Source organism: Rhodococcus triatomae, from assembly GCF_014217785.1.
Classification (GTDB): Bacteria; Actinomycetota; Actinomycetes; order Mycobacteriales; family Mycobacteriaceae; genus Rhodococcus_F; species Rhodococcus_F triatomae.
This window is the reverse complement of the sequence record NZ_CP048814.1, coordinates 4168235-4192637: the sequence shown is the minus strand read 5'-3', so window position 1 is coordinate 4192637 and position 24403 is coordinate 4168235. Positions and strand designations below refer to the sequence as shown.

The following is a 24403-nucleotide window of genomic DNA, read 5'->3' as shown; positions in this document are numbered from 1 at the left end:
CCGAAAGCGGTGGGTGGGGGTTGGTGTCCTCCTGTGGCGGCTGTGTCGGGTATCGGGTCGGTATGTCAGTACGAGAAAGGCCAGGCTCGGAAGTAGTTGCGTATTCGGGCCCACAGACCGAAGAGTCCGCGTGGTTCGAGGACGACGAACAGGACGATGAGCAGTCCGAACACGACCGTCTTGAACTCGTCGACCGTGAGGCCCGCACCCGACACGCCCTGCCCGGTGATGAACGGGAGCAGGTGCGCGGTCTCCTCGATCAGGCGTGGGAGCAGGACGACGAACGCGGCGCCGATGAGCGAACCGGACACCGTCGCCATTCCACCGATCAGGACGATCGCGAGAAAGTCGATGGACAGCAACAAGTTCCATCGGTCCGGACTGATCCGGCCGATCACGACCGACAGCAGGGCGCCGCACACACCCGCGTACGCGGACGACAACGCGAAGGCGAGGGTCTTCGTCCGCTGGAGCGGGACACCCATGATCTCCGCGGCGATGTCCCGGTCGCGCACGGCGGCGAACGAGCGGCCGACCTTCGAGCGGGCGAGGTTTCGGGCCGCGAGGGCCAAAACCACCAACAGGACCAGACAGATCAGGTAGAGGGTGACCTGCCGGGTCATCAGCAGGGGCCCGATCCGGTACGTCGCCGTGAGATCGGCCCCGAACAGGGTGAGCGTGGCGGGCGCGCGGCCGACTCCCGCACCGCCGGTCACCGAACGCCACTCCCGGAACACGTGCTCGCCGAGCATGAGCAGGGCGAGGGTCAGAGTTGCCAGATAGAGCCCACGCACCCGAGACGCCAAGGGAGCGAAGAGAAGTCCGAGTAGGCCGGGGATGATCGCGGACAGCGGCAACCACAGCGCCATGTCCCAGCCGAGGCCCCACACCCGTGAGGAGGACTCGCCACCGAAGACCGCGGCGGTGTACGCGCCTGCCCCGACGAAGAATGCGTGCCCGAGCGAGATCTGGCCGGCGTAGCCGGTGAGCAGGTTCAGCCCGATGCCGCCGATCGCGTACACCGCGGCCAGGGCGAACAGCATCGTCAGGTCGGTGCTCAGGAAGAACGGTGCGGCCAGGGCGAGCACGATCGCACCGAACGTCCACCACGCCTTGGTCGGCGTGTTCCACAGTCCCTGCTCCCGACCGTACCCGGTGTACAGCCGCGGACGCCCCCACCCCAGCGACCGCGGCGCGCGGGCCCGGCCCCGTCGCGCGTCGTGGTCCCGGCCACTCAACCCCAGCGTGGCGTGTCCGTCGGTGTCCTTCTCCGCGACTGTCATACGCGCTGAACCTCCTTGGTTCCGAAGATCCCGTAGGGCCGGATCATGAGGACGATCAGCATCACCAGGTACGGCATGACGATGTCGAAGTTCGCACCGAGCCAGGGCGCCGCGCCCGGCTGGTAGACCTTGGTCATCGTTTCGACCACCCCGATGACGACTCCGCCGATGACCGCGCCCTTCACCGAGTCGAGTCCGCCGAGGATGATCGCCGGAAGTGCCTTGAGTGCGATCAGGGCCGCCAGCGCGGACACCCCGCCCGGGGCCATGCCGATCAGCACGCCCGCCAGCGCGGCGAGACCACCCGCGATGCCCCACGAGACGGCGAACACCGAACCGGCACGGATGCCCTGGGCCTGCGCGACTTCCTGGTCCATGGCGGTCGCGCGCATCGCCAGGCCGTACCGGGACCTGCCCAGCCACCATCCGAGCGCTCCGATGGTGACGACGGCGACCACGATCTTCGCGATGTCGGTGTAGTTGACCGTCACACCGTCCACACACGGGGCGGGCATGCCGGCGATGGTCGTGCCGTCGGCGCGGCGTTGCCCACCGACGCAGAAGTTGGACAGTCCCCACGGATCACCGGAGTTGATCACGTTGTGTCCGATGAGTTTGGTGGTGACGACCAGTCCGGCCGCGAACAGACCGACCGTGACCAGGGCCGCGGCGAAGGGCGGCCTACCGATCATGGGGCGCATCGCGACCCGTTCGGTCGCCATCGCGACGGCGGCGCCCGCCAGGACCGCGCACACCACCGCCACCGGGAACGGCAGACCGAACCTGGAGGCGACCAGATAGCTGACGTAGGTGCCGAAGATCATGAACACCGGCTGCGCGAAGTTGAGGACGCCCGTCGCACGGAAGATGATCACGAACCCCACCGCGATCAGCGCGTAGACCCCGCCGAGACCGATCCCGGCGATCAGAGCATCGAGGAAGGTGATCACGGTGTCACCTCCGCGAGGTCTCCACCCGGCTGCGTGGTCTCGTCCGCGTACATGTCGTCGATGAGATCGCCGAATCTCTCGTGCAGCGCGGCCCGCCGAACCTTCTGGGTGGCGGTCAGCTCACCGTCGTCGTGATCCAGCATCTTCGGCAGGACCCGGAACTTGCGGATGTTCTCCACTCGCGCGAACCGGGTGTTGGTGTCCGCGACCACCGTGCGGACGAGGGTGAGGACCTCGGGCTTGGTCGCGAGATCCCGGTACGTCGTGTACTCGATTCCTTGTCGGGAGGCCCAGTCGCCGACGGTGTCGAACTCGATACCGATCAGTGCGGTCAGGTAGGGACGCCGATCACCGATGACGACCGCCTCCTTCACATAGGGCGACGCCTTGAGTTGGTTCTCGATCTCCGACGGCGAGATGTTCTTTCCCCCGGCGGTGATGATGATGTCCTTGATGCGGTCGACGACTCGGACATGGGTTCCGTCGACCCACTGCCCGACGTCGCCGGTGTGGAGCCATCCCGCCTCGTCGAGGGTCGCCGCCGTCGCCTCGGGCCGGTTCCAGTAGCCGACGAAGTTTCCGGGGTGCCGCGTGAGGATCTCCCCGGTGTCCGGGTCCAGTTCCAGTTCGATACCCGGTGCCGGCTCACCGACGGTGCCGAGCTTGACCCGGCCGCGGCGATTGGCCGTGGCGATCGCGCAGTTCTCGGTCATCCCGTACACCTCGTACATCGGGACCCCGAGACCGAGGAAGAAGGCGATCACGTCGGGCGAGACCGGCGCTGCCCCGGACAGTGCCGCACGCACCTTCCGCAGCCCGAGTTTGTCGCGTAGAGAACGGAACACCAGCGGATAGCCGATGGCGTACAGCACCCGGGAGCGCACGGTGTGGCTGCCGCCGTGGGCGATCCGATCGGCGGCGATGACCCCGCCGAGCACCGTCGCGATCCGCAGTGCGATGCGCTTGACCGGAGACGCCGACGCCCCTTTCACCAGAACGGTGGAGTGGAGCTTCTCCCAGATCCGGGGCACGGCGAACAGCAGGGTCGGCTGGACCTCGGTGAGATTGGCCGCGACGGTGTCGATGGACTCCGCGAAGTGCACCACCACGCCCGACGCCGCATTGGTCCACGTGGTGACCGCGCGCTCGGCGACGTGACTGAGCGGCAGGAACGACAGACTCACGTCCCGCGGCCCGGGAGGCGGCTGGAACAGGCCGTCGGCGGAGAGCAGCGTGGTGACGGCGAAGTCGATGTTCGCGACCGAGAGCATGGCGCCCTTCGGCGGGCCCGTGGTTCCGGACGTGTACACGAGCGTGGCGACGTCATCCGGGCGCGGCGGATCGTCCGTGATCGACGGGTGTGTGCGTCGATGTTCGGCTGCCGCCGCGCGGAACTGTTCGTGGGACAGGAGCTTCGGATGGTCGTAGGCGGCCATGCCACGGCCGTCGAGGCACACCACCCAGTCGAGGTCCGGGCAGCGCCCCCACACGGCGAGGATCTTGTCCACCTGTTCCTGATCCTCCGCGACCAGCACCCGGACGCCGGCGTCCCTCACCTGGTACTCGATCTCGGCGGGCGGGTTGGTCGAGTAGAAGCCCACCGTGATCGCGCGCAGCGACAGAGTTCCGAGGTCGAGATACAACCATTCCGGGCGATTCTCGGAGAGGATTCCCACCCGGTCCCCGGCCCCGACCCCGAGAGCGGCCAGACCGTGTGCCGCAGTGACGATCTCGTCCGCGTACTCGCGCCACGTGATGTCCTGCCAGATCCCCAGGCTCTTCACCCGCAGTGCCACGGTGTCCGGTGACGCCGCCGCGCGCTCGGCCACCATTCCGGGAAGGGTACGCATCACGCCTCGACCTCCTTCGCGCCGCCGAGGTACGCCCGGATGACGGCCGGATCGGCCTGGATCTGCGCGGGCGTACCCATCGCGATCCGACGACCGAAATCCAGGACCAGGACCCGGTCCGCGAGATCCATCACCAGGCGCATGTCGTGCTCGACCATGATCACGGTGACACCGAGTTCGGCTCTGATGTCGAGGATGTAGCGCGCCATGTCCTCCGTCTCCTCGGCGTTCATGCCTGCCACCGGCTCGTCCAGGAGCAGCAGTCGCGGCTCCATCGCCAGGGCACGTCCGAGTTCGACGCGCTTCTTGATCCCGTAGGGAAGCATCCCCACCGGGTGGTGCCGTACTGCTTCCAGCGAGAGGAAGTCGACCAGGTCCTCGACGAACCTGCGGGCCCGCAGCTCCTCGCGGCGGGCCCGGCCGAGGTACACGGCCGCTGCCAACGGTCCGTACCGCAGATGCTGGTGCCTGCCGAGTTTCAAGTTGTCGAGGACGCTGAGATTGTCGAAGAGCTCGATGTTCTGGAACATTCGGGCGACACCGAGGCGCGCCACCGCGTCAGGTCTCTTGCCTCGCAGCGATTCTCCGTCGAGGACGAGAGACCCGCGGTCCGGCCGGTACACGCCGGACAGGCAGTTGAACAGCGACGTCTTGCCCGCACCGTTCGGGCCGATGACCGCGAACAGTTCGCCTGCGCGCACGTCGAAGTCGAGGTCGGCGAGGGCGGTGGTGCCCCCGAACGACAGGCCGAGGCCTTCCACTTCCAGCATCACGACAGCCACCTCTTCCGTCGCCGATAATGTTTGACGTCGCGGTAGGAGGATCCGGCACCCTCGGCGCCCAGCCCGAGATAGAACTCGCGGATGTCCGCATCGTCCCGCAACACCTCGGCGGGACCGTCCATCACGATCTTTCCGTTCTCCATCACGTACCCGTGGTGGGCGATCTCGAGGGCCATGGCAGCGTTCTGCTCGACCAGCAGCACCCCCGTTCCGGCGGCATTGATCTCGACGACCAGGTCCCGGATCTGCTCCACCACACGGGGCGCCAGACCGAGGCTCGGCTCGTCCAGCAGCAGGTAGCGGGGCTCCGACATCAACGCTCTCCCGATCGCGAGCATCTGCTGCTCGCCACCGGAGAGGTAGCCCGCCCGTTGGGTACGCCGGGACGCGAGCACCGGAAACATCGTGTAGATCCGCTCGAGGTTTCCTGCGATCGACGCCCGCGGCCGGGTGTGCGCACCGACCCGGAGGTTCTCCTCGACGGTGAACTCGACGAATACCCGGCGCCCCTCCATCACCTGCCCGATGCCCGCGGCCACCACGGACGCCGGGCCCGCAGTGGTGATCTGCCGGTCGTCCACCGAGACCGTTCCGGCAGCGACCCTGCCCCGGTGGACGTCCAACAGGCCGGAGATCGCACGCAGCGTCGACGTCTTTCCCGCGCCGTTTCCGCCGAGAAGAGCGACGATCGCATCCGGCGGCACGGACAGACTCACGCCCTTGCACACCAGAACGACGTCCTCGTAGACCACCTCGAGATTCCGCACTGCGAGCAAGCTGACCCCCTTTGTGCGGTAGATCACATTCGATCGTGTCGGGAGGATCCTATATGTCCGTTGCCTTCGGCGGGAGCGATATCGACGACAGACTTCCGGTGAGTGAGCGGACGCCACTTCTCCGCAGTGAGCAGCAATCCCGCCGACACCGACCAGTAGGTATGCACTGGCGATATGACCAGGAACGGTTCGCCGACTGCCGAAATGAAGTGAACGACAATTCGCTCTCGATCCGCATGCGATCGCGCCGGCGTCCACGTAGGTGGTGGCGTCCACGGACACGACTGCGCCGAACGCTCCGCCGGGCCGACTAGCCTGGAGCGGTGCTGCTGCCCGATCTCCTGCCACCCGAGCCGAACGCCGACGCCGAATTCGACGCGTTCCTCACCTGGACCACCGATCGGGGGCTCGACCTCTACCCCGCCCAGGAAGAGGCGGTGATGGAGCTCGTGTCCGGTGCCCACGTCATCCTCGCGACGCCGACCGGTTCGGGGAAGTCGATGGTGGCCGTCGCCGCCCACTTCCATGCGATGGCGGCGGGAATGCGCACGTTCTACACCGCGCCGATCAAGGCGCTCGTGAGCGAGAAGTTCTTCGCGCTCACCGAGGTGTTCGGCGCCAGGAACGTCGGCATGATGACGGGAGACGCCGCCGTCAACCCGCACGCCCCGATCGTGTGCGCGACGGCGGAGATCGTGGCGAATCTCGCTCTGCGAGAAGGGCCGAACTCCGACATCGGCCAGGTGGTGATGGACGAGTTCCACTACTACTCGGAGCCGGACCGGGGTTGGGCCTGGCAGGTCCCGCTGATCGAGTTGCCGAACACTCAGTTCCTGCTGATGTCGGCCACTCTCGGCGACGTCGGCTTCTTCGCGAAGGACCTCACCCGACGCACCGGCACACCCACCGCAGTGGTGGAAGGCTCCGCGCGGCCGGTCCCGTTGACCTATTCGTACGCCACGACCCCGGTGGGCGAGACCATCGAGGAGTTGGTCACCACGCATCAGGCACCGGTCTACGTCGTGCACTTCACCCAGGCCGCCGCCCTCGAGCGCGCGCAGGCACTGACCAGCGTGAACTTCTGCTCCCGCGCGGAGAAGGACGCGATCGCGGACGCACTCGGTGGATTCCGGTTCACGACCGGGTTCGGCAAGACCCTCTCGCGCCTCGTCCGGCACGGTATCGGCGTACATCACGCGGGAATGCTGCCCAAGTACCGCAGACTCGTCGAGAAGCTCGCCCAGGACGGGCTTCTCAAGGTCATCTGCGGCACCGACACCCTGGGCGTGGGTATCAACGTTCCGATCCGGACGGTACTGCTCACCGGACTGACCAAGTACGACGGAACCCGCACCCGCCATCTCCGGGCCCGGGAGTTCCACCAGATCGCCGGGCGCGCGGGCCGGGCGGGTTTCGACACGATGGGTACGGTCGTCGTCCAAGCTCCCGAGCACGAGGTCGAGAACATCCGGGCACTCGCCAAAGCGGGTGACGACCCGAAGAAGCGGCGAAAGGTCCAGAGGAAGAAGGCACCCGACGGATTCGTCTCGTGGAGCGAGGCCACGTTCGACCGGCTGGTCGCCGCTCCGCCGGAGCCGCTGACATCCCGCTTCCGAGTCTCGAACTCCATGCTGCTCAACGTCATCGCACGCCCCGGCAACTGTTTCGACGCGATGCGGCACCTCCTCGAGGACAATCACGAGACCCGCGCCGCGCAACGTCGGCACATCCTCGAGTCCCTCTCGCTGTACCGCGGGCTGCTCGGCGCGGGAATCGTCGAGCGGCTCGACGAGCCGGACGCCGACGGCCGCACGGCGCGCCTCACCCTGGAACTCCAGCGCGACTTCGCCCTCAATCAGCCGCTGTCGCCCTTCGCGATCGCCGCACTGGAACTGCTCGATTCCGAGTCCGACGGATACGCACTCGATGTCGTGTCGGTCGTCGAGTCGACCCTCGACGATCCGCGTCAGATCCTGATGGCGCAGCAGCACGCCGCCCGTGGCGAGGCGGTGGCGCTGATGAAGGCGGACGGTATCGAGTACGACGAACGGATGGAACTGCTCGAGGAGGTCACGTGGCCCACACCCCTCGCGGACCTGTTGTTCCCCGCCTTCGAGACGTACCGCGGAAGCCATCCGTGGGTCGCCGAGTTCACCCTCTCCCCCAAGTCCGTCGTCCGGGACATGGTCGAGCGCGCCATGACGTTCACCGAACTCGTCAGCCATTACGGACTCACCCGGTCCGAAGGGTCGGTGCTGCGCTACCTCGCCGACGCGTATCGGGCTCTGCGACAGACTGTTCCGGCCGAGGCGCGCACCGAGGAGCTCGAGGACCTCACCGAGTGGCTCGGGGAACTGATCCGCCAGGTCGACTCGAGCCTGCTCGACGAGTGGGAGGCACTCACCGACCCCGCCGTCGAGGGTGACGAACAACAGATCGCGTTCGGGGCCGACAGTCCACGTCCCATCTCCGCGAACACCCGCGCCTTCCGGGTCATGGTGCGCAACGCGATGTTCCGGCGGGTGGACCTCGCGTCGCGGCGGCGGTGGGACGAACTCGCCACTCTCGGCGACGGGCTGGGCGCACAGGACTGGGAGGACCTGCTGGAGTTGTACTTCGACGAGTACGACGAGATCCGCACCGGGCAGGAAGCACGCGGACCGCTCCTGTTCCAGGTGACCGAGGAACCGGGACTGTGGCGGGTCCGGCAGGTGCTCGACGATCCGCAGGGCGATCACGGATGGGCGTTGCTCGGTGAGGTGAACCTCGCGGAGTCCGACGCGGCGGGCGAAGTGGTCTTCGACGAGTTCGAGGTAGCCGAGGGCTGACTCCGGGTCGGCGTTCTCGCCCGCTCGAGGGGGATCAGCGTGCTCGCCCGCTCGAGGTGTCGGTCCGCGAACGCAGCAGGGCCGCGGAGAGCGGTAGAGCGAGAACGGTCAGTGCGCCCGCAGCGATGAGCATGGATGCATTCGCATGACTCATCTGACCCGCATCGACGGCCACGCCGGTCACCGCGACGATGAGGGGCAGGCCCGTCGCCGAGTACAGCGCCACCTGACACTGCTCGCTTCCGGTGAAGGTCCGCCCACCCGCCCGCTCCGGCGAGGTGCGATCGAGCCTGGTCGCCCACAGCACCGGACCGCCGCGGACGAGCACGATCATGACGAAGAACACCAGGGGCACCCACGGTGCCTCGGCCACCGCACCGACGTCCACCCCCATGCCGGCGGTGATGAAGAAGATCGGGATGAGGAACCCGAACGCGAGCCCGTCGAGCTTCGACTCGAGCACGTCGTCGCCGGTGGGCACCAGTCGCCGCAGGATGAACCCTGCGGCGAACGCCCCGAGGATCACATCGAGGTCGAAGGCCGAGGCCATGACCAGCAGAGTGACCAGGAGCAACATCGTCCCCCGGACCGTCGTCTGGGACGTCGTCTGCGCTCCGCGGCGCACGATGTCGGCGAACCAGGTGATCGCCGCGAGATGCCGGGGCAGTCGGCCGATCAGCGCCGCGGCGACCAGGAACAGGGCCAGAGCCACCATCGACCCGAAGGTGCCACGCGCACCCAGAAGGACGGCCATCGCGATCACCGGGGCGAGTTCGCCGACCGCTCCGTGGTTGAGTACGGCCCGGCCGAGTGTCGTCCCGATCAACCCGGCGTCGCGGAGAATCGGCAGAAGCGTTCCCAGCGCCGTCGAGACCAGGGCGATGGCGATCGCCACCTCGGCGTCGACCAGACCTGCCGCGCCGAGTGCGCCGACGAGCCCGAAGGCGAGTGCGAGGCAGACCAGCCAGGTGGCCAGTGCCCGCCGCCCGCCCGGCCCGTTCAGCTCGTCCGTGTCCACTTCGTAGCCGGCGAGCAGGAACAACATGCCCAGGCCCAGCTCCTGCAAGAGGGCGATCTCACTGCCCACGTCCGCGAGGTGCAGACCGTACGGGCCGATGATCACCCCCGCCACGAGCATCAGTACCACCTCGGGCACGAGGCGACGGGGCACCAGGCCCGCGAGGATCGGCGCGATCAGTGCACACAGCACGATCCAGAACAACGACACTTCGATGCTCTGCACGACCCGATTATCCCTGGCGGAGCCCCGTCCCAGGCACTTTCGTCAGGAATCGGCCCGCTCGTCAGGAATCGGCGCGCCGCTGTTTCAACCTCGCCTGCTCGCGGCGCACCTCGGCCTGGGTGGCCCGTTCCTGCTGCAGCCATTCCGGCCGATCCGCCATCAGGGCATCGATCTCGGTGGTCGTCAGCGCTTCGGAGACACCGCCTCGCGCCAATCCCCCGATCGAGACTCCGAGCTTGGCCGCGACGACCGGTCGCGGGTGCGGGCCCTCACGCCGCAACTCCACCAGCCAATCCGGCGGGTCCGCCTGCAAGGCGTCGAGTTCGTCCCGGGTCACCACGCCCTCCCGGAACGAAGCCGGGGTGGCCGGGAGATACACGCCGAGCTTCTTCGCGGCGGTCGCCGGCTTCATCGTCTGGCTGGTCTTGCGGGAGGTCATGGCTCCAGCCTAACGACTGCGGCCGGGAAGGCTCGACGCCGGCCGGTAGCCTGACGGAATGACTGATCCGGCCGACCAGCGGACATTCCGGCTGGCGTACGTGCCCGGTGTGACTCCGGCCAAATGGGTGCGTATCTGGAACGAGCGGATGGCCGAGGTGCCGCTGGAGTTGATCGCGGTCGACACGCTCGACGCCGAGGCGGCGGTACGGTCGCCTCGCGTGGACGTCGGGCTGGTCCGGCTGCCCGTCGACCGCACCGGCCTGAGCGTGATCCGGTTGTACGAGGAAACGACGGTGGTCGTCGTGCCGAAGGACCACCTGGTCACGGCCGTCCCGGAGGTCGCTCTCGCCGACCTCGACGAGGAGGTGCTCGTCCATCCCCTCGACGATCCGACCGAGTGGCCGAGGCTGCCCGGCACGGCTGCCGGACACCGTCCCGCCACGACGGAGGACGCGATCGAACTCGTCGCGGCGGGAGTCGGTGTGCTGATCGTCCCCCAGTCCCTCGCCCGCCTGTATCACCGTCGCGACCTCACCTATCGGCCGGTCACCGACGCGCCGGTGTCCGTCGTCGCCCTCGTGTGGCCCGCGGACGAGACGACCGATCTCGTCGACGAGTTCGTCGGGATCGTGCGAGGCCGTACCGCGAACTCCTCCCGCGGTGCCCGACCCACCAGTCCGCCGGCCACATCCACCACCCCGACCACGCCGTCCTCCCCACGAAAGAAGGCACGCGCCGAACGCACTCCGCCCCAGTCCGGTCGACCTCGGCGGGGTACCCGCGGACGCGGCGGCTCCGGGCCGCGTGGGGGCAAGGGCCGGCGACGCTGACGTCGGCTGCCGGTGGCTCGCGTGCCGTGCGCGATCACGCGATCAACCGACCTGCCCGGCGATCGCATCGACGCCCACCGGTGCCACCCGCCGGAGAAGTTCCGCCAACTCGCCGTAGTCCTCCGCTCGCGCACTCGATGCACGGAACACCATCCCGATGGTCCGGCCGGGGGCCGGAGCGGTGAAACGCGCGGTGGCCAGCCGGGCCCTCGCCGTCTCCACCCGTAACGCGCTGTCGGGTACCAGGGTCACCCCGAGCCCTCCGGCAACGCACTGCACCACGGTCGACAGCGAGGTGGCACGGGTGTCCCCACCGACAGGCCGGGCATCGACGGACCGACACAGATCGAGTGTCTGATCGCGCAGACAGTGCCCCTCGTCCAGCAGGAGCAAGGGCAGCCGGTCGAGGTCCTCGGGCAGCACGTCGTCGCGACCGGCCAGCGCGTGGTCCGGCGGGGTGACGAGCACGAAATCCTCCGTGTAGAGCGCGATCTCGACGAGGCCGGGAGTATCGGTCGGTAGCGCGAGGACGGCGACGTCGAGCGATCCCGCGCGGAGCGCCTCGAGCAGGCGGGAAGTCTGGTCCTCGACGACGTGCGGAACCAGCGCGGGCATCTCGGCGGCCAGCGCCGGCAGGAACGCGGGCAGGACATAGGGTGCGACCGTCGGAATGAGCCCGATGCGCAGCGGACCGGCGAGTCGTCCCCCCGCCCCCGCCGCCGTGGCCACGAAGCCGTCGGCCGCTTCGAGAATCGTCTTCGCCTGACCGAGGAGGCGTGCGCCCGCATCGGTCACCAGGACGCGGCGCGTACTCCGCTCGATCAGCTGGACTCCGAGACCGTTCTCCAGCGCGGCCAACGCCTGCGACAGTGTGGGCTGACTCACATTCAGTCTCGTTGCCGCCGTACCGAAATGGCGGTATTCCGCCACCGCCACGAACGCACGCAGCTGCGACAGTGTCGGTTGATAAGTCTGATCACCCATGCCTATCAGTGTAGTGCCACCTATCACCTTTACCTTTTGAAACGGTTGGTGCAGAATGGACTCACACCAGAAAAACGCGGTCGGTGCACACGAACACGCACCGATCGCATTTTTCCGGGATTCCCAGCCACTCGACGCAGTGGTGTTGCTGCGCGTTGGACAGTTTCGACACGGACAGCTTCGAGACGAACAGCTTCGAACACAGGAGGAAGAGAATATGGCTCTGCTCACCATCGGCGACCAGTTCCCCACGTACAACCTGACCGCCGTGATCGGTGGCGACCTCTCCAAGGTCGACGCACAGCAGCCCGACGACTACTTCACGACCGTCACCAGCGACGACTACGCCGGCAAGTGGCGGATCGTGTTCTTCTGGCCGAAGGACTTCACCTTCGTGTGCCCCACCGAGATTGCCGCGTTCGGCAAGCTGAACGAAGAGTTCGCCGACCGTGACGCCCAGGTTCTGGGTGCGTCTGTCGACAACGAGTTCGTGCACTTCCAGTGGCGAGCACAGCACGAGGATCTCAAGACCCTCCCCTTCCCCATTCTCTCCGACCTCAAGCGTGAGCTCGCGGAGGCCACCGGCGTCCTCAACGCCGACGGTGTCGCCGACCGCGCCACGTTCATCGTCGACCCGAACAACGAGATCCAGTTCGTTTCCGTCACTGCGGGTTCCGTGGGCCGCAACGTCGACGAGGTGCTCCGTGTCCTCGACGCGCTCCAGTCCGACGAGCTGTGCGCCTGCAACTGGAAGAAGGGCGACCCGACGATCGACGCCGGCGAGCTGCTGAAGGAAAGCGTCTGAGATGTCCGTCGAGAACCTGAAGAATGCACTGCCCGAGTACGCCAAGGACCTCAAGCTCAATCTGAGCTCGCTCGCTCGCTCGACCGAGCTCGGTGAGCAGCAGCTCTGGGGAACCTTCCTCGCCGCAGCGGCCGCGACCAGGTCCGCGACCGTGCTCCGGGAGATCGCCGAAGAGGCCGCGGACGTGTTGTCGGCGGAGGCCTACAACGCCGCGCTCGGTGCCGCCTCGATCATGGGCATGAACAATGTCGCCTATCGGGCCAAGAGCTACCTCGGCGACGACTTCGCCCAGGTGCGTGTGGGTCTGCGGATGAACATCATCGGCAACCCGGGCGTCGACAAGGCCGATTTCGAGCTGTGGAGCCTGGCGGTGTCCACGATCAACGGCTGCGAGCACTGCACTGCGGCACACGACGCCGTCGTCCGCAAGGAGGGGCTGACCAAGGAGCAGGTGTGGGAGGCCGTCAAGGTCGCCGCCACCCTCCAGGGTGTCGCCCAGGCGATCAGCGCCGCCGAGGCACTCGCCGGAGTGAATGCCTGACCCCTCCGCATCCGGAGAACACGAGAGCGGGCCCCGACCGAACCTGGTCGGGGCCCGCTCCGGTGTTCTCACTCCCGGGCTTCTCACGACCGGCGTCGGTCTTCACTGCGGCACCGCCACGGGCAGCCGCGGCTCACTCAGGCCGAGAGGCCGGCCCGAGAGTCCAGCGAGCGACAGATCGGGCATCGGTGGTAGCCGAACGCCCCCACGGTCCGGTTCCAGCTCGCGATGCCCTTCCCGTCGGGACAGTCGTCGTGATCGTGGTAGAGATCCGGGTCGGCCGGACGGGACGAGTGGAAAGCGAGGATCTCCATCGGTCCACCTCCTTCGCTCCTGGTTCGAGCGTAGGCATACTCCGGGACTCGACACCGGTGCCGAAAGTCCCCATCCGGTCCCGACCAAAGTTCCCCAAGTGCCGGCCCGGGTTCGCCCAGGTCCTGTGGCGCACCGAGGTCGGGGCAGGGGCCTGCACCGAACACCGTCGCCGGACCGGGCCTCGACGCTAGAGTCGAACACATGACCACCGAAGTCGAGGTCGTCCACGTCTTCACCGACGACCAAGGGCGGCACGGGAATCCGCTTGCGATCGTCGATTCCGCGGCGGTACCGGCGCCGGACCGCCAGGAGGTGGCCGCCCGGTGGGGATTCAGCGCGACCGTTTTCGTCGATCTGCCCGCCGAGGGTGCGGACAGTGCGCGGGCCGCCATCTTCACCCCGCAGGTCGAACTCCCGTTCGCGGGGCACCCCACCGTGGGGCTCGCCTGGTGGCTGGCCGAGCACGGCCGACCCGTCCGGACACTGCACGTCTCCGCCGGGCCCGTCGAGATCCGCCGCAGCGGCCACAGCACCTGGGCGAAAGCGCTGGTCGACTGGGCGCCCCGGTTCGCGCTCGTCCCGCTCGAGACTCCGGCCGACGTCGATCGCGCGCGTCCGGACGACTACCCGGCAGGACCCCACTACCTGTGGGCCTGGATCGACGAGTTCGACGCACGGGTCCGGGCCCGGATGTTCGCGCCCGCGTTGGGCATTCGCGAGGACGAGGCCACCGGTGCCGCGGCGGTGCGACTGACGGCCCACCTGCGGCACGCTCTGCTCGTCGAGCAGGGCAGGGGCTCGATCCTGCGCACGACGTTCGGCTCCCAGGGTTGGATCGAGGTGGGCGGGCTGGTGCGCGCCGGCCGGAGCCGAATGCTCTGACCGGCGCGCCTGCCCGGGATCTACGTCAGACGTTCAGCGACTGTCCGACATAGATGAGGTCGACGTCCGCGACCTGTGCAGCCAGGTTCTCGAAGGCCACTCCGTGGGCCGCGGCGATGGCGGAGAGTGTGTCGCCGGCTCGGACGATGTAGTTGCCGGCGCCGGAGCCTGGTGCCACCGGAGCGGCCTGCTCGACCGTCTCGGCAGGAGCGGAGTACCCGGCCGAGGCATCGGTGTAGCCGCCGGCGCCGGGCGTGCTTCCGCCGGTCAGGTACTGGCCGCACGTCGGCCACGCGCCGGCTCCCTGGCCGGCCAGGACGTTCTCGGCCACGCGAATCTGTTCGGACTGGCTCGCGTTGTGCGCCGAACCCGATCCTCCGTACGCCTCCCACGTGCTCTGGCTGAACTGGAGGCCGCCGTAGTAGCCGTTTCCGGTGTTGGTGCTCCAGTTGCCGCCGCTCTCGCACTGGGCGACGCCGGACCAGTCGTGGCCGCCCTGTGCGGACGCGGTGCCGGTGCCCAGCACCAGGGGGACGGCGCCGAGTGCGCCGACGGTCGCCACCGCGCCGAGGGCGCGCTTGATCGTCATACCGGTCATGGGGGGTGGATCCTCTCGTGACTGTGTCACGGCGGCCGCCGGGCGCACAGTGTGCCCGTGGCGGCCTCGCCGCGCCCGCCTCTCGCAGGTGGTGTGCCGCCGGCCCGCCGGGCGGGGTGAAGGTGATGCGAGCCGGTCTGCCGGGTGTTCCCCGGGCACGGATTCGAACGTAGCCCTACATCACGCTCCGGTCACGGACAGGTCTCGTTTCGACACCGTCACCGCCGCCGCCACCTGTAACGGGCATTCGAGCTGGTGAGGCAGGCGAACCGGCGGGGAGCAGCGGGCCTCCCGGTCGACGACTTTCGTGACAATCGACACGACGAACGGGTGGCTCCCGTCACATTCCGTACCGGACGAAGGGGACAACGGTCCGGGTCAGCGGCTGCGCGAACGTCCCTCGGCCAGATCGGATTCGGACAGCGCGACCGCGATCTCGGCGCCGAGCCGGACCCCCGGCGCCAGCGGCAGACGGTCGCCGCTCCAGAACTTCCCGGGGTCGTACCAGTTCGTCCTGCGAGTCCCGGTGAGCAGGCCCATCGCCTCGTACGTCTGCGCCACGACCTCCGCGCAGTACGCGCTCTCCAGGTCACTCGCTCCGCCGCGTCGGCGTAATTGCACGGGCACCCGTCCGCGGAACCACCTGCCCAGCAGTTTCGCCGTCGACGGGAACGACGTCCCGTCCAGCCGCGCGATCGTGCGCAACAGCGCATCCTCCTGCACCTGGGTGACCGCTGGTTCCAGTTGCCGCAGCCACGCCTGCTGACCGTACCGTGCCGCCCACACCTGTACCGCCGCACGCAGGTCGTGTAGTTGCACGCCGCGGTGGAAACTACCGGTCCACATGTCCGGCAGCGACCGGCCCAGCTCGGCGTGCCACATGAGGGGCGGAAGGTCGTCGAGAACCACCGACATCCCCACATGATTGACCGGACTGTTGGTGAGCGTCTGGATCGTGCGATCCGCCACGGTCGTACCCCGGAAGATCCAGATGTCGCCGGTGCGGCCGGCCTCGGCCGCGGCGTCCAGGTCCACGCCCGGTCCGATCTCGCGCGACGCCCTCCCCTCGTTCATGGCGCTAGCGTAGTGCCATGCAACGCGGACACTGGTGGAAGCTCCTCGGCCTGGCCGGAGCGATGGGCGTCGCGGCGACCGGGGCGCTGGCGGTGCGCGCCGAACGTGCGCGGCGCGCATACAGCCCCGACGAGGTTCGCGAACGCCTGCACGCACGGCACGCGCAGGCGTACGTCCGGCACACGGAGTCGTCCGAGGTCACGCTCGCACCGGTACGCGGCACCCTGCGGCACCGGATCGGGGAACTCCTGCACCGCCGCAGGAACCACTGACGGCGGTGCGAGACACCGTTCGTCGGGCGCGGTCTCGTCAGGGTACGTCGGCGAAGAGCAGCCGTGCCGCGACGGAGATCGTGTCCCGGATCTGCGCGACGTCGCCGGAGCCCGAGGTCAGATCGAGCAGACAGGTGGTCAGCACATGCCCGAGCACCAGCGCTCGTTGCTCATCGTCCTCCCAGTCCGGGTCTGCCAGTGCCGAACGAACGAGTTCGACGAACAGGGGCCGCCACAAGCCGATCCCCATTCCCGCGGTGTTGCCGTGGATCGAACTCATCCCGGCATCGAGTAGATGGAGGTCCTGCGCTGCCCACTCGACGAGTGTCGCGAACGCTGCGGAGATACGTTCTGCGGCAGACAATTCGGCGTCGAGTTCGAGCGCACGCAGTCGCCCGATCGTCTCGAGTGCCCACTCGGCCATGAGGTGCTGGGCCAGTCCGTCCTTGGATCCGAAGTACCGATAGATCGTTACCGGCGTCGTCCCCGCCGCCGCCGCGACCGCGCGGATCGTCAACCCCTGATACCCCTCCGCCGAGGCCAACCTACGGGCGGCCTCGGCGATGTCGGCGCGCCGCGCACGCTCCTCGCCCTCGAAGGAACGCACCACCCGGAGCGAGTCACGCGATTGTTCCAGCAGCACACGCACGTCATCGACCACGGCTTGATGGTACCCGACCGATGACACGCATGCTATAACGTGTTATACAACGTGTGTAAAGGAGTAAGCATGCTCACTACCAGGGAACTCTTCGCCGACGATGCGCTACACGATCCGTACCCGCTGTTCGACCGACTACGCTCCGAAGCGAGCGTGCACGTCGTCGAAGACCAGCACCTCTACGTCGTGGTGGGATACGACGCCGTGCGCGAGGTACTCGCCGATCCGGGCACCTTCTCGAGCAACCTGGTGGCCGTACTCAACGGTGATTCCGGGGCGACGGCGGAGGTGCAGGTGGCCGATACGGGCGGAGTGGACGTGCTGGCCACGTCGGACCCCCCGGAGCACACCGCTCACCGGTCATTGGTGCAGAGCCGCTTCAGCCGTCGCGCGGTGCAGGAGTGGGAGCAGTTCGTCGACGAGCTCCTGGAACCACGGATCCGAAAGCTCATCGACGAAGGCGGGGGTGACTGGATGAGCGCCGTCGCCTCATCGGTGCCCGTACGGATGATCGGGAAGATCATGGGCCTGCCCGACGGCGACAGCGAGCAACTGGCGGCCTGGTCCGACGAGGCCATCGCCGTGGTGTCCGGGGTTGCGAGTCCCGAACGGGTCGGAGAGGCCCTCACCAGCGTCATCGACTTTGCCCGCTACCTCGGAGAACACCTGGACGCGGCGATCGAGCACCCTACCGGAGGCCTACTCGACACCATTGCTCTCGCGGTCGCCGACGGCACACTCACGCGGGATCAGGGCACGATGTTTCTCGTCCAGCTGGTCACGGCCGGCGCAGAATCGACGACGAGCCTCTTGGGCACCGCAGCCAGGCTCGTCGCCGCGGACCCGTCGGTTCAGACGCGGCTGCGCGCGGACCCGGACCACATCGCGGCGCTCGTCGAGGAGGCCGTGCGACTGGAAAGCCCGTTCCGAGGCCATTTTCGCACCACGACTCGGCCGGTCACCCTCTGTGGTGTGAGCATCGAGAAGGGGGCACGGGTGATGCTCCTCTGGGGCGCGTCGAATCGGGACGACACCGTCTTCGACCATCCCTCGGAGATCGACCTGGATCGCCCGCAGCCGAGAGTGCATCACAGTTTCGGACGAGGCATTCATTTCTGCATCGGCGCGCATCTCGCGCGGCTCGAGGCATGCCGGGCAATTGCACTGTTGTTGTCGCACACCACCGAGATCACCCTCGCCGCACCGGAACCCCACTACGTCCCCAGCCTCGTCGTCCGTCGCCTCGCGCAGCTCGACCTCGTACTGACGAGTTCACACCCGAACCCGTCGCCGAGTCGCGAGACATCGACGCAGGGTGCGCGATCGACCGGCCGGAACCGATGACCGCGCTGCGAATCATCCGAGCGCGGCGGCGAATCCCGCGGCGAGTTCGGCGACCTGCTCGTCGGTCATCACGAACGAGGGTGAGATCTGCATCGCACCCTGACCGGCCGCCCGTCCCGAGATACCGTGCCGGCGCAGGGTGTTCACGAACGGCAGGGCCTCGGCCGGATCCGCCAACTGGACGGCCGCCACGGCACCGATGCCGCTGCGGACCTCGGCGACCCGGGGATGCTCCGCGAGTGGCGCCAGATGGGTGTGCAGGGAACGTTCGAGACGCTGCGCCTCGCCGAGCAGATTCTCCCGCTCCAGGATGTCCAGATTCGCCAGCGCCGCGGCGGCGGCGCCCGCGTGACCACCGTAGGTGTACCCGTGCCGGAACCAGGTCCCCCCGGCGAAGAACGGCTCGGCGACACGTGGCGCGACGAACACCGCGCCCATCGGCACGTACCCGGAGGTCAGCCCCTTCGCTGTCGTCATGATGTCCGGCTGCAGATCGAACTTCGACGACGCGAACCACGACCCGCCGATCCGCCCGAAGCCGGTGACCACCTCGTCGACCACGAACAGGATGTCGTGCTCTCGGCAGATGTCGCGGACCTCGGCGAGATAGCCGTCCGGCGGGAGGTAGACACCACCGGCACCGATCACGGGCTCGCAGAAGAATGCCGCGACGGCGTCCGCGCCGACCTCTTCGATCAGCGCCAGCAGGCCCTTGGCGTCGTCCCACGCCACGGTCGCGGAATCCGGCATGAGCTCGCCGTAGCCTTCCCGGTTCACCGGGATGCCTGCCAGCGCGGTACCGGCCACATGCATGCCGTGGTACGCCTTCTGGCGGCCGACGATGATCTTCTTCTCCGGCCTGCCGGCCTCGTGCCAGAATCTGCGGGCAAGCTTCGCCGCGGTGTCCACGGAATCCGAGCCGCCCGAGGTGAAGAAGATCTTGCTTCCCGCGACCGGCGCCAGGTCGGCGAGCCGTTCGGCCAGGCGCACGGTCGTCTCGGGCGCGAAGTCACCGAAGTTCGAGAAATGCGCGAGCGTCGCGAGTTGCTCGGCGACGGCGTCGGCGATCTCCCGGCGGCCGTGACCGACGTTGGTGAACCACAGTCCCGCGGTCGCATCGAGATAGCGAGTGCCGTCCGTGTCCCAGACGTGGACTCCCTCGCCTCGGGCGACGACGAACGCCCCGGCTTCGTCCACCGCTCCCATGTCCGCGAAACCGTGCCACAGTGCCGACGCCATCGTGTTTCCTCCGCGCGTTTCCGACGAGATTCCGGCGGACGAACGCCGCCGTGCCCGACTATGCCACGCAGACCCGGCCTCGGACCTGTCAGGGTCCGAGGGGGCGAACGTCCCGCACGTCGTCGGTGTCCCTACGGCGCAGCCGTCCCGACAGATCCCCGATCGCGGCGACCCCGAACGCGAGGACGGCCATCACGGCACCGAGCACGACCAGATCGAGCATGAGCCTCGGGTACCCCTTGTCCCACGGATCGAGAAACGGATACGGGTACCAGCCGATCCAGGCCCCGCGGATCAGCGAGTAGGACGCGTACACGAGCGGATAGACCAGCCAGGTCGGCGCACGCACGAGACCGATCGGCCGGCGTGGAGGCACCAGGAGCCAGTCCAGGACCAGCACCAACGGGATGACCTGGTGCAGTATCGAATTGGACCAGCGGTCGTCGAGCATCACGTCGATGTCCGACAGGAGTACCGCGTACACGACCGCGGTGATGACCAGATACGTCGTGACGGCACCGCGCACGAGCTGCCATCGATCCGACGTCGGATCCCACACCGCCCCGGCGAGCAGCACACCCACCGCGAGCACGTTCGACTGGATGGTGAAGTAGCTGAAGAAGTTGACGTACGAGAATCCCGCCGCCACATCGGCCCCCCATCGGAATCGACGCGATCGCGGCGACCGCCGTGACCGCGAACACCAGGCGGAGGCCACGGACCAGTGTCCGGGCTGCGGTACCGGCTCGACTGCGCATGCGCAGATCGTGGCACAGCGGGGGCCGCAGCGGCGTTCGATACGCTGTCAGCAGCATGTCCACCACCACGCCGAGCCGCCGCGACCTGCGCGCGCAACTCTCCGACGTCTCCCTGCGCGACGAGTACCGTCTGCGCCGCCGCCTCGACCGCGCCCGCGGCGCCGAGGCCCTGGCCGCAGTCACCGGCGAGATCGAAGCCGCCGCCGCCCAGGTCCGGGCCCGGCGCGCCTCGGTCCCCACCGTGACCTACCCGGAGGCACTCCCGGTCAGCGCGCGCCGCGAGGACATCGCGGAGGCCATCGCGAACCATCAAGTCGTCATCGTCGCCGGCGAGACCGGATCCGGCAAGACCACCCAGATCCCCAAGATCTGCCTCGACCTGGGGCGCGGCGTCCGCGGCCTGATCGGGCACACCCAGCCCCGCCGCCTCGCCGCGCGCACCGTCGCCGAGCGCATCGCCGAGGAACTCGGCACCGAGATGGGGACCACCGTCGGGTACACGGTCCGGTTCACCGATCAGGCCTCCCGGAACACCCTGGTCAAGCTGATGACCGACGGAATCCTCCTGGCCGAGATCCAGCGGGACCCGATGTTGCGGCGCTATGACACGCTCATCATCGACGAGGCTCACGAACGCAGCCTCAACATCGACTTCCTGCTCGGCTACCTCAAGTCGCTACTCCCCCGCCGACCCGATCTCAAGGTCGTCATCACGTCCGCGACGATCGACCCGGAACGTTTCGCCGAGCACTTTGCCGTCGACGGTGTGCGGGCTCCCATCGTCGAGGTGTCGGGCCGGACCTACCCGGTGGAGATGCGCTACCGGCCCCTCTCGGTCGACGTGGGAGATCGGACCGTCGACCGAGATCCGGTCGAGGCGGTATGCGACGCAGTCCGCGAACTCGGCGCCGAGGGCAACGGTGACATCCTGGTGTTCCTGTCCGGCGAACGCGAGATCCGCGACACCGCCGACGCCCTACGCGACATGAACCTGCGGGCCACCGAGATCGTCCCGCTCTATGCACGGCTGTCCGCCGCCGAACAGCACCGGGTGTTCACGTCCCACACAGGCAGGCGCGTGGTGCTCGCGACCAACGTCGCGGAGACGTCGTTGACGGTTCCCGGTATCCGCTACGTCATCGACCCCGGCACCGCGCGCATCTCCCGCTACTCGGTGCGCACCAAGGTGCAGCGTCTTCCGATCGAGCCGATCTCCCAGGCCTCCGCCCGCCAGCGCGCCGGTCGGTGCGGCCGTGTCGCCGACGGCATCTGCATCCGGCTCTACTCGGAGGAGGATTTCGAATCCCGCCCTCCGTTCACCGAACCCGAGATCCTCCGCACGAACCTGGCCTCGGTCATCCTCCAGATGACCGCGCTCGGCCTCGGCGAGATCGCCGCGTTCCCGTTCGTCGAACCGCCGGACCCGCGTGCGGTACGCGACGGCATGTCCCTGCTCGAGGAACTCGGCGCCGTCGAGTCCGGGACGCGGGACGCCGCACCCCGGCTCACGCCGGTCGGACGCGAACTGGCCCGCATACCGGTCGACCCACGGATGGGGCGCATGCTCGTCGAGGCGCACCGCAGCGGCGCGCTCACCGAAGTCCTCGTCATCGTGGCCGCCATGTCCATCCAGGACGTGCGGGAACGCCCCGCCGACCACCAGCAGGCCGCCGACACCCAGCACGCCCGGTTCGACACCCCGAACTCCGATTTCCTCGCCTACCTGAAACTGTGGGAGTACCTGCGCGAACAGCGACGGGAACTGTCCTCGAGCCAGTTTCGTCGGATGTGCCGCACCGAGTTCCTGCACTGGCTGCGGATCCGGGAATGGCAGGACCTGCACGGCCAACTCCGCCAGATCACTCGCGATCTCGGCTGGAGTCCGGCGGACAGTCCGGCCGGTGAGGACGCCGTTCACCAGTCGATCCTCGCGGGTCTCCTGTCGCACATCGGGGTTCGTGAGGGTGACAAGCGCGACTTCCTCGGCGCCCGCGGCAGCCGATTCGCGGTGTTCCCCGGTTCCTCGCTCGCCAGGAAGCCGCCCCGCTGGGTGATGGCCGCCGAACTCGTCGAGACCTCACGACTGTGGGCCCGCACGGCGGCGCGGATCGAACCCGAGTGGGCCGAGAAGCTGGGCGCACACCTGGTCAAGCGGCAGTACTCCGAGCCACACTGGTCGACACGCCGCGAAGCGGCGATGGCGTACGAACGGGTGACGCTCTACGGCGTTCCCCTCGTCGTGAAGCGGCCGGTCGGCTACTCGACGATCGATCCGGAAGCCTCCCGCGAGCTGTTCATCCGGCACGCTCTGGTCCAGGGCGAATGGCAGACCCGGCACCGGTTCTTCCACGACAACCGCGCGCTGCTCGACGACGTCGAGGAACTCGAGCATCGCGCGCGCCGACGGGACATCCTCGTCGACGACGAGACGCTGTACCAGTTCTACGACGAGCGGATTCCTCCGGAAGCGGTCTCCGCGAAGCACTTCGACACCTGGTGGAAGAAGGCGCGCCACCGCGATCCGGACCTCCTCACCTTCACCGCATCGACGGTCGTCAATGCCGATGCCGGCACGGTACGGGCCGACGACTACCCGGATGCGTGGCGCCAGGGCGACATCCAGTTCCCGCTCACCTACCAGTTCGAGCCCGGCACGGAGGACGACGGCGTCACGGCACGAATTCCCGTCGCCCTCCTCGCGGAGGTTCGCCCCGTCGGCTTCGACTGGCTCGTTCCCGGGGTGCGCCGCGAGCTCGTGGTCGCGCTGGTCAAGACGCTGCCGAAGCCGAAACGCCGACAGGTCGTCCCGGCACCGGACTTCGCCGCGGCGGCCTTGGCCGCGGTCACGCCCCGGTCGGAGCCGCTGACCGTCGCGATGGCTCGCGAGCTCTCCCGGCTGGGCGGTGTGCGGATCGACCCCGGCGATTTCGATCCCGCCGGACTCCCGGATCACCTGCGGATGACGTTCGTCGCCACCGACGACTCCGGCTCGGAGGTGGGCCGCGGCAAAGACCTCCGCGCTCTCCAGCAGCGCCTGGCGCCGAAAGTACAGGCCGAGGTGTCGCGGGCCGGGGCGCAGGTGGAACGGGGCCCGGCCACCCGCTGGACGGCGGACACCCTGGGAACGTTGCCCGCGTCGGTGACCCGAGAAGTGGCCGGACAGAAGATCACCGGCTATCCGGCGCTCGCTCCGGAACCTGCCGGGGTGGCAGTGCGGGTACTCGCCGGCGAGGCGCAGGCTCGGGCGTCGACCCGCGCGGGCCTGCGGGAACTACTCCTGCTCGAAGTCCCGACGAACGTCAAGACGGTCGCGTCCGGGCTGACCACCGCGCAGCGTCTGGCGCTCGGTCAGAGCCCGGACGGGAGTCTCGACGACCTGGTACTCGACTGCAGGCGGGCGGCGGCCGCGGAGATCGTCGCCGAGCACCGCGGTCCCGTACGTTCACCCGAGGAGTTCGCGCCCCTCGTGGCCGCGGCCCGGACGGATCTCGCCCGGCGAGTCGCCGCCGCGCTGCGGGCGCTGGCCCCGGCTCTCGAGACCGACCGCCGGCTTCAGCAGTTGCTGGGCGGCATGTCCGGCGACGCCGTCGACGATGTGCGCGAACAACGCGAATCGCTGCTGTTTCCCGGATTCGTCACTGCTGTCGGCACGGCACGCCTGAAGGACCTGCCGCGCTATCTGGCCGCGGCGGTGGCTCGGCTCGAGGCGTTGCCGGGCAGCGCCGGACGCGACCGACAGGGGATGGACGCGCTGGACCGGGTGTATGCCGCGTTCGAGCAGGCGACGGCGTCGCTCGCACCGGAACGCAGGGAGAGCGCGGCGACCGACGCCATCCTGTGGATGATCGAGGAACTTCGGGTCAGCCTGTTCGCACAGTCCCTCGGGACAGCAGGCCCGATCTCGGAGAAGCGCGTGCTGGCCGCGATCGCGAAACTCTGAACGGCGT

22 protein-coding genes are annotated in these 24403 nt (G+C 68.4%); 8 read left to right on the top strand and 14 right to left on the bottom strand.

Annotation, left to right across the window (positions count from 1 at the left end):
• Window positions 1-65: 65 nt before the first annotated feature.
• From G4H71_RS19935 to G4H71_RS19915, 5 genes are read right to left on the bottom strand one after another with little or no spacing between them, the layout of a single operon-like run.
• Window positions 66-1283 (bottom strand): branched-chain amino acid ABC transporter permease, encoded by a 1218-nt coding sequence (locus tag G4H71_RS19935; protein WP_083343193.1) that lies wholly within the window; start codon window positions 1281-1283, stop codon window positions 66-68.
• On the bottom strand, window positions 1280-2233 hold the full coding sequence (locus tag G4H71_RS19930; RefSeq protein ID WP_072738665.1) for a branched-chain amino acid ABC transporter permease: 954 nt from the start codon (window positions 2231-2233) through the stop codon (window positions 1280-1282). The genes G4H71_RS19935 and G4H71_RS19930 overlap by 4 nt, the downstream gene beginning before the upstream one ends.
• Window positions 2230-4083, bottom strand: a complete 1854-nt coding sequence (locus tag G4H71_RS19925; RefSeq protein ID WP_072738746.1) for an AMP-dependent synthetase/ligase — start codon at window positions 4081-4083, stop codon at window positions 2230-2232. The genes G4H71_RS19930 and G4H71_RS19925 overlap by 4 nt, the downstream gene beginning before the upstream one ends.
• Window positions 4083-4853: an ABC transporter ATP-binding protein gene (locus tag G4H71_RS19920; protein WP_072738748.1), complete on the bottom strand. Its 771-nt coding sequence runs from the start codon at window positions 4851-4853 to the stop codon at window positions 4083-4085. Before G4H71_RS19920 ends, G4H71_RS19925 begins: the two co-directional genes overlap by 1 nt.
• The gene (locus G4H71_RS19915) at window positions 4853-5632 is read right to left on the bottom strand and encodes an ABC transporter ATP-binding protein (RefSeq protein WP_246442901.1); all 780 of its coding nucleotides are present in this window, start codon (window positions 5630-5632) and stop codon (window positions 4853-4855) included. The genes G4H71_RS19920 and G4H71_RS19915 overlap by 1 nt, the downstream gene beginning before the upstream one ends.
• Before the next feature lie 332 nt (window positions 5633-5964).
• Between G4H71_RS19915 and G4H71_RS19910 the strand changes: the two genes are divergently transcribed.
• A complete protein-coding gene (locus G4H71_RS19910; RefSeq protein ID WP_072738666.1) occupies window positions 5965-8469 on the top strand; it encodes a DEAD/DEAH box helicase in 2505 nt (834 codons plus the stop codon).
• Window positions 8470-8503: 34 nt separating this feature from the next.
• On the opposite strand, the gene G4H71_RS19905 is transcribed toward G4H71_RS19910, so the two are convergent.
• Together G4H71_RS19905 and G4H71_RS19900 are read right to left on the bottom strand one after the other, a co-directional pair.
• A complete protein-coding gene (locus G4H71_RS19905; RefSeq protein ID WP_072738667.1) occupies window positions 8504-9712 on the bottom strand; it encodes a cation:proton antiporter in 1209 nt (402 codons plus the stop codon).
• Between the two features lie 61 nt (window positions 9713-9773).
• Complete coding sequence (locus G4H71_RS19900) at window positions 9774-10151, bottom strand: DUF5997 family protein (RefSeq protein WP_072738668.1); 378 nt, start codon at window positions 10149-10151, stop codon at window positions 9774-9776.
• 58 nt (window positions 10152-10209) lie between these two features.
• Between G4H71_RS19900 and G4H71_RS19895 the strand changes: the two genes are divergently transcribed.
• Window positions 10210-10983: a LysR family substrate-binding domain-containing protein gene (locus tag G4H71_RS19895; protein ID WP_072738669.1), complete on the top strand. Its 774-nt coding sequence runs from the start codon at window positions 10210-10212 to the stop codon at window positions 10981-10983.
• Between the two features lie 42 nt (window positions 10984-11025).
• Here the strand turns inward: G4H71_RS19895 and G4H71_RS19890 are convergent, their stop codons facing one another.
• Window positions 11026-11967, bottom strand: a complete 942-nt coding sequence (locus tag G4H71_RS19890) for a hydrogen peroxide-inducible genes activator (RefSeq protein WP_072738670.1) — start codon at window positions 11965-11967, stop codon at window positions 11026-11028.
• A gap of 217 nt (window positions 11968-12184) precedes the next feature.
• On the opposite strand from G4H71_RS19890, the gene G4H71_RS19885 reads away from it, so the two are divergent.
• Together G4H71_RS19885 and ahpD are read left to right on the top strand one after the other, a co-directional pair.
• Window positions 12185-12772: a peroxiredoxin gene (locus G4H71_RS19885; RefSeq protein ID WP_072738671.1), complete on the top strand. Its 588-nt coding sequence runs from the start codon at window positions 12185-12187 to the stop codon at window positions 12770-12772.
• Between the two features lies 1 nt (window position 12773).
• Window positions 12774-13313, top strand: a complete 540-nt coding sequence (gene ahpD / locus G4H71_RS19880; RefSeq protein ID WP_072738672.1) for an alkylhydroperoxidase, AhpD family — start codon at window positions 12774-12776, stop codon at window positions 13311-13313.
• Window positions 13314-13450: 137 nt separating this feature from the next.
• Here the strand turns inward: ahpD and G4H71_RS19875 are convergent, their stop codons facing one another.
• Entirely contained in the window at window positions 13451-13627 is a 177-nt protein-coding gene (locus G4H71_RS19875) for a hypothetical protein (RefSeq protein WP_169847164.1), read from the bottom strand.
• A gap of 202 nt (window positions 13628-13829) precedes the next feature.
• Between G4H71_RS19875 and G4H71_RS19870 the strand changes: the two genes are divergently transcribed.
• Entirely contained in the window at window positions 13830-14510 is a 681-nt protein-coding gene (locus G4H71_RS19870) for a PhzF family protein (RefSeq protein ID WP_072738673.1), read from the top strand.
• Window positions 14511-14535: 25 nt separating this feature from the next.
• Here the strand turns inward: G4H71_RS19870 and G4H71_RS19865 are convergent, their stop codons facing one another.
• Window positions 14536-15108, bottom strand: a complete 573-nt coding sequence (locus tag G4H71_RS19865; protein WP_072738674.1) for a LysM peptidoglycan-binding domain-containing protein — start codon at window positions 15106-15108, stop codon at window positions 14536-14538.
• Between the two features lie 378 nt (window positions 15109-15486).
• Window positions 15487-16182: a hypothetical protein gene (locus G4H71_RS19860; RefSeq protein WP_072738675.1), complete on the bottom strand. Its 696-nt coding sequence runs from the start codon at window positions 16180-16182 to the stop codon at window positions 15487-15489.
• 17 nt (window positions 16183-16199) lie between these two features.
• Between G4H71_RS19860 and G4H71_RS19855 the strand changes: the two genes are divergently transcribed.
• On the top strand, window positions 16200-16454 hold the full coding sequence (locus G4H71_RS19855; RefSeq protein ID WP_072738676.1) for a hypothetical protein: 255 nt from the start codon (window positions 16200-16202) through the stop codon (window positions 16452-16454).
• Window positions 16455-16491: 37 nt separating this feature from the next.
• On the opposite strand, the gene G4H71_RS19850 is transcribed toward G4H71_RS19855, so the two are convergent.
• Window positions 16492-17115, bottom strand: a complete 624-nt coding sequence (locus G4H71_RS19850; RefSeq protein WP_072738677.1) for a TetR/AcrR family transcriptional regulator — start codon at window positions 17113-17115, stop codon at window positions 16492-16494.
• Between the two features lie 69 nt (window positions 17116-17184).
• On the opposite strand from G4H71_RS19850, the gene G4H71_RS19845 reads away from it, so the two are divergent.
• Window positions 17185-18459 carry a cytochrome P450 gene (locus G4H71_RS19845; RefSeq protein WP_072738678.1) on the top strand — a complete coding sequence of 425 codons (1275 nt, stop codon included), beginning with the start codon at window positions 17185-17187 and terminating at the stop codon, window positions 18457-18459.
• Window positions 18460-18471: 12 nt separating this feature from the next.
• Here G4H71_RS19845 and G4H71_RS19840 read toward each other — a convergent pair whose 3' ends face one another.
• Both G4H71_RS19840 and G4H71_RS19835 read right to left on the bottom strand, forming a co-directional pair.
• Window positions 18472-19698, bottom strand: coding sequence for an aminotransferase family protein (locus G4H71_RS19840; RefSeq protein ID WP_072738679.1), 1227 nt, complete (start codon window positions 19696-19698; stop codon window positions 18472-18474).
• Window positions 19699-19786: 88 nt separating this feature from the next.
• A complete protein-coding gene (locus G4H71_RS19835) occupies window positions 19787-20347 on the bottom strand; it encodes a Pr6Pr family membrane protein (RefSeq protein WP_260440800.1) in 561 nt (186 codons plus the stop codon).
• Between the two features lie 164 nt (window positions 20348-20511).
• Between G4H71_RS19835 and hrpA the strand changes: the two genes are divergently transcribed.
• Window positions 20512-24396 (top strand): ATP-dependent RNA helicase HrpA, encoded by a 3885-nt coding sequence (gene hrpA, locus G4H71_RS19830; RefSeq protein ID WP_072738680.1) that lies wholly within the window; start codon window positions 20512-20514, stop codon window positions 24394-24396.
• Window positions 24397-24403 lie beyond the last annotated feature (7 nt).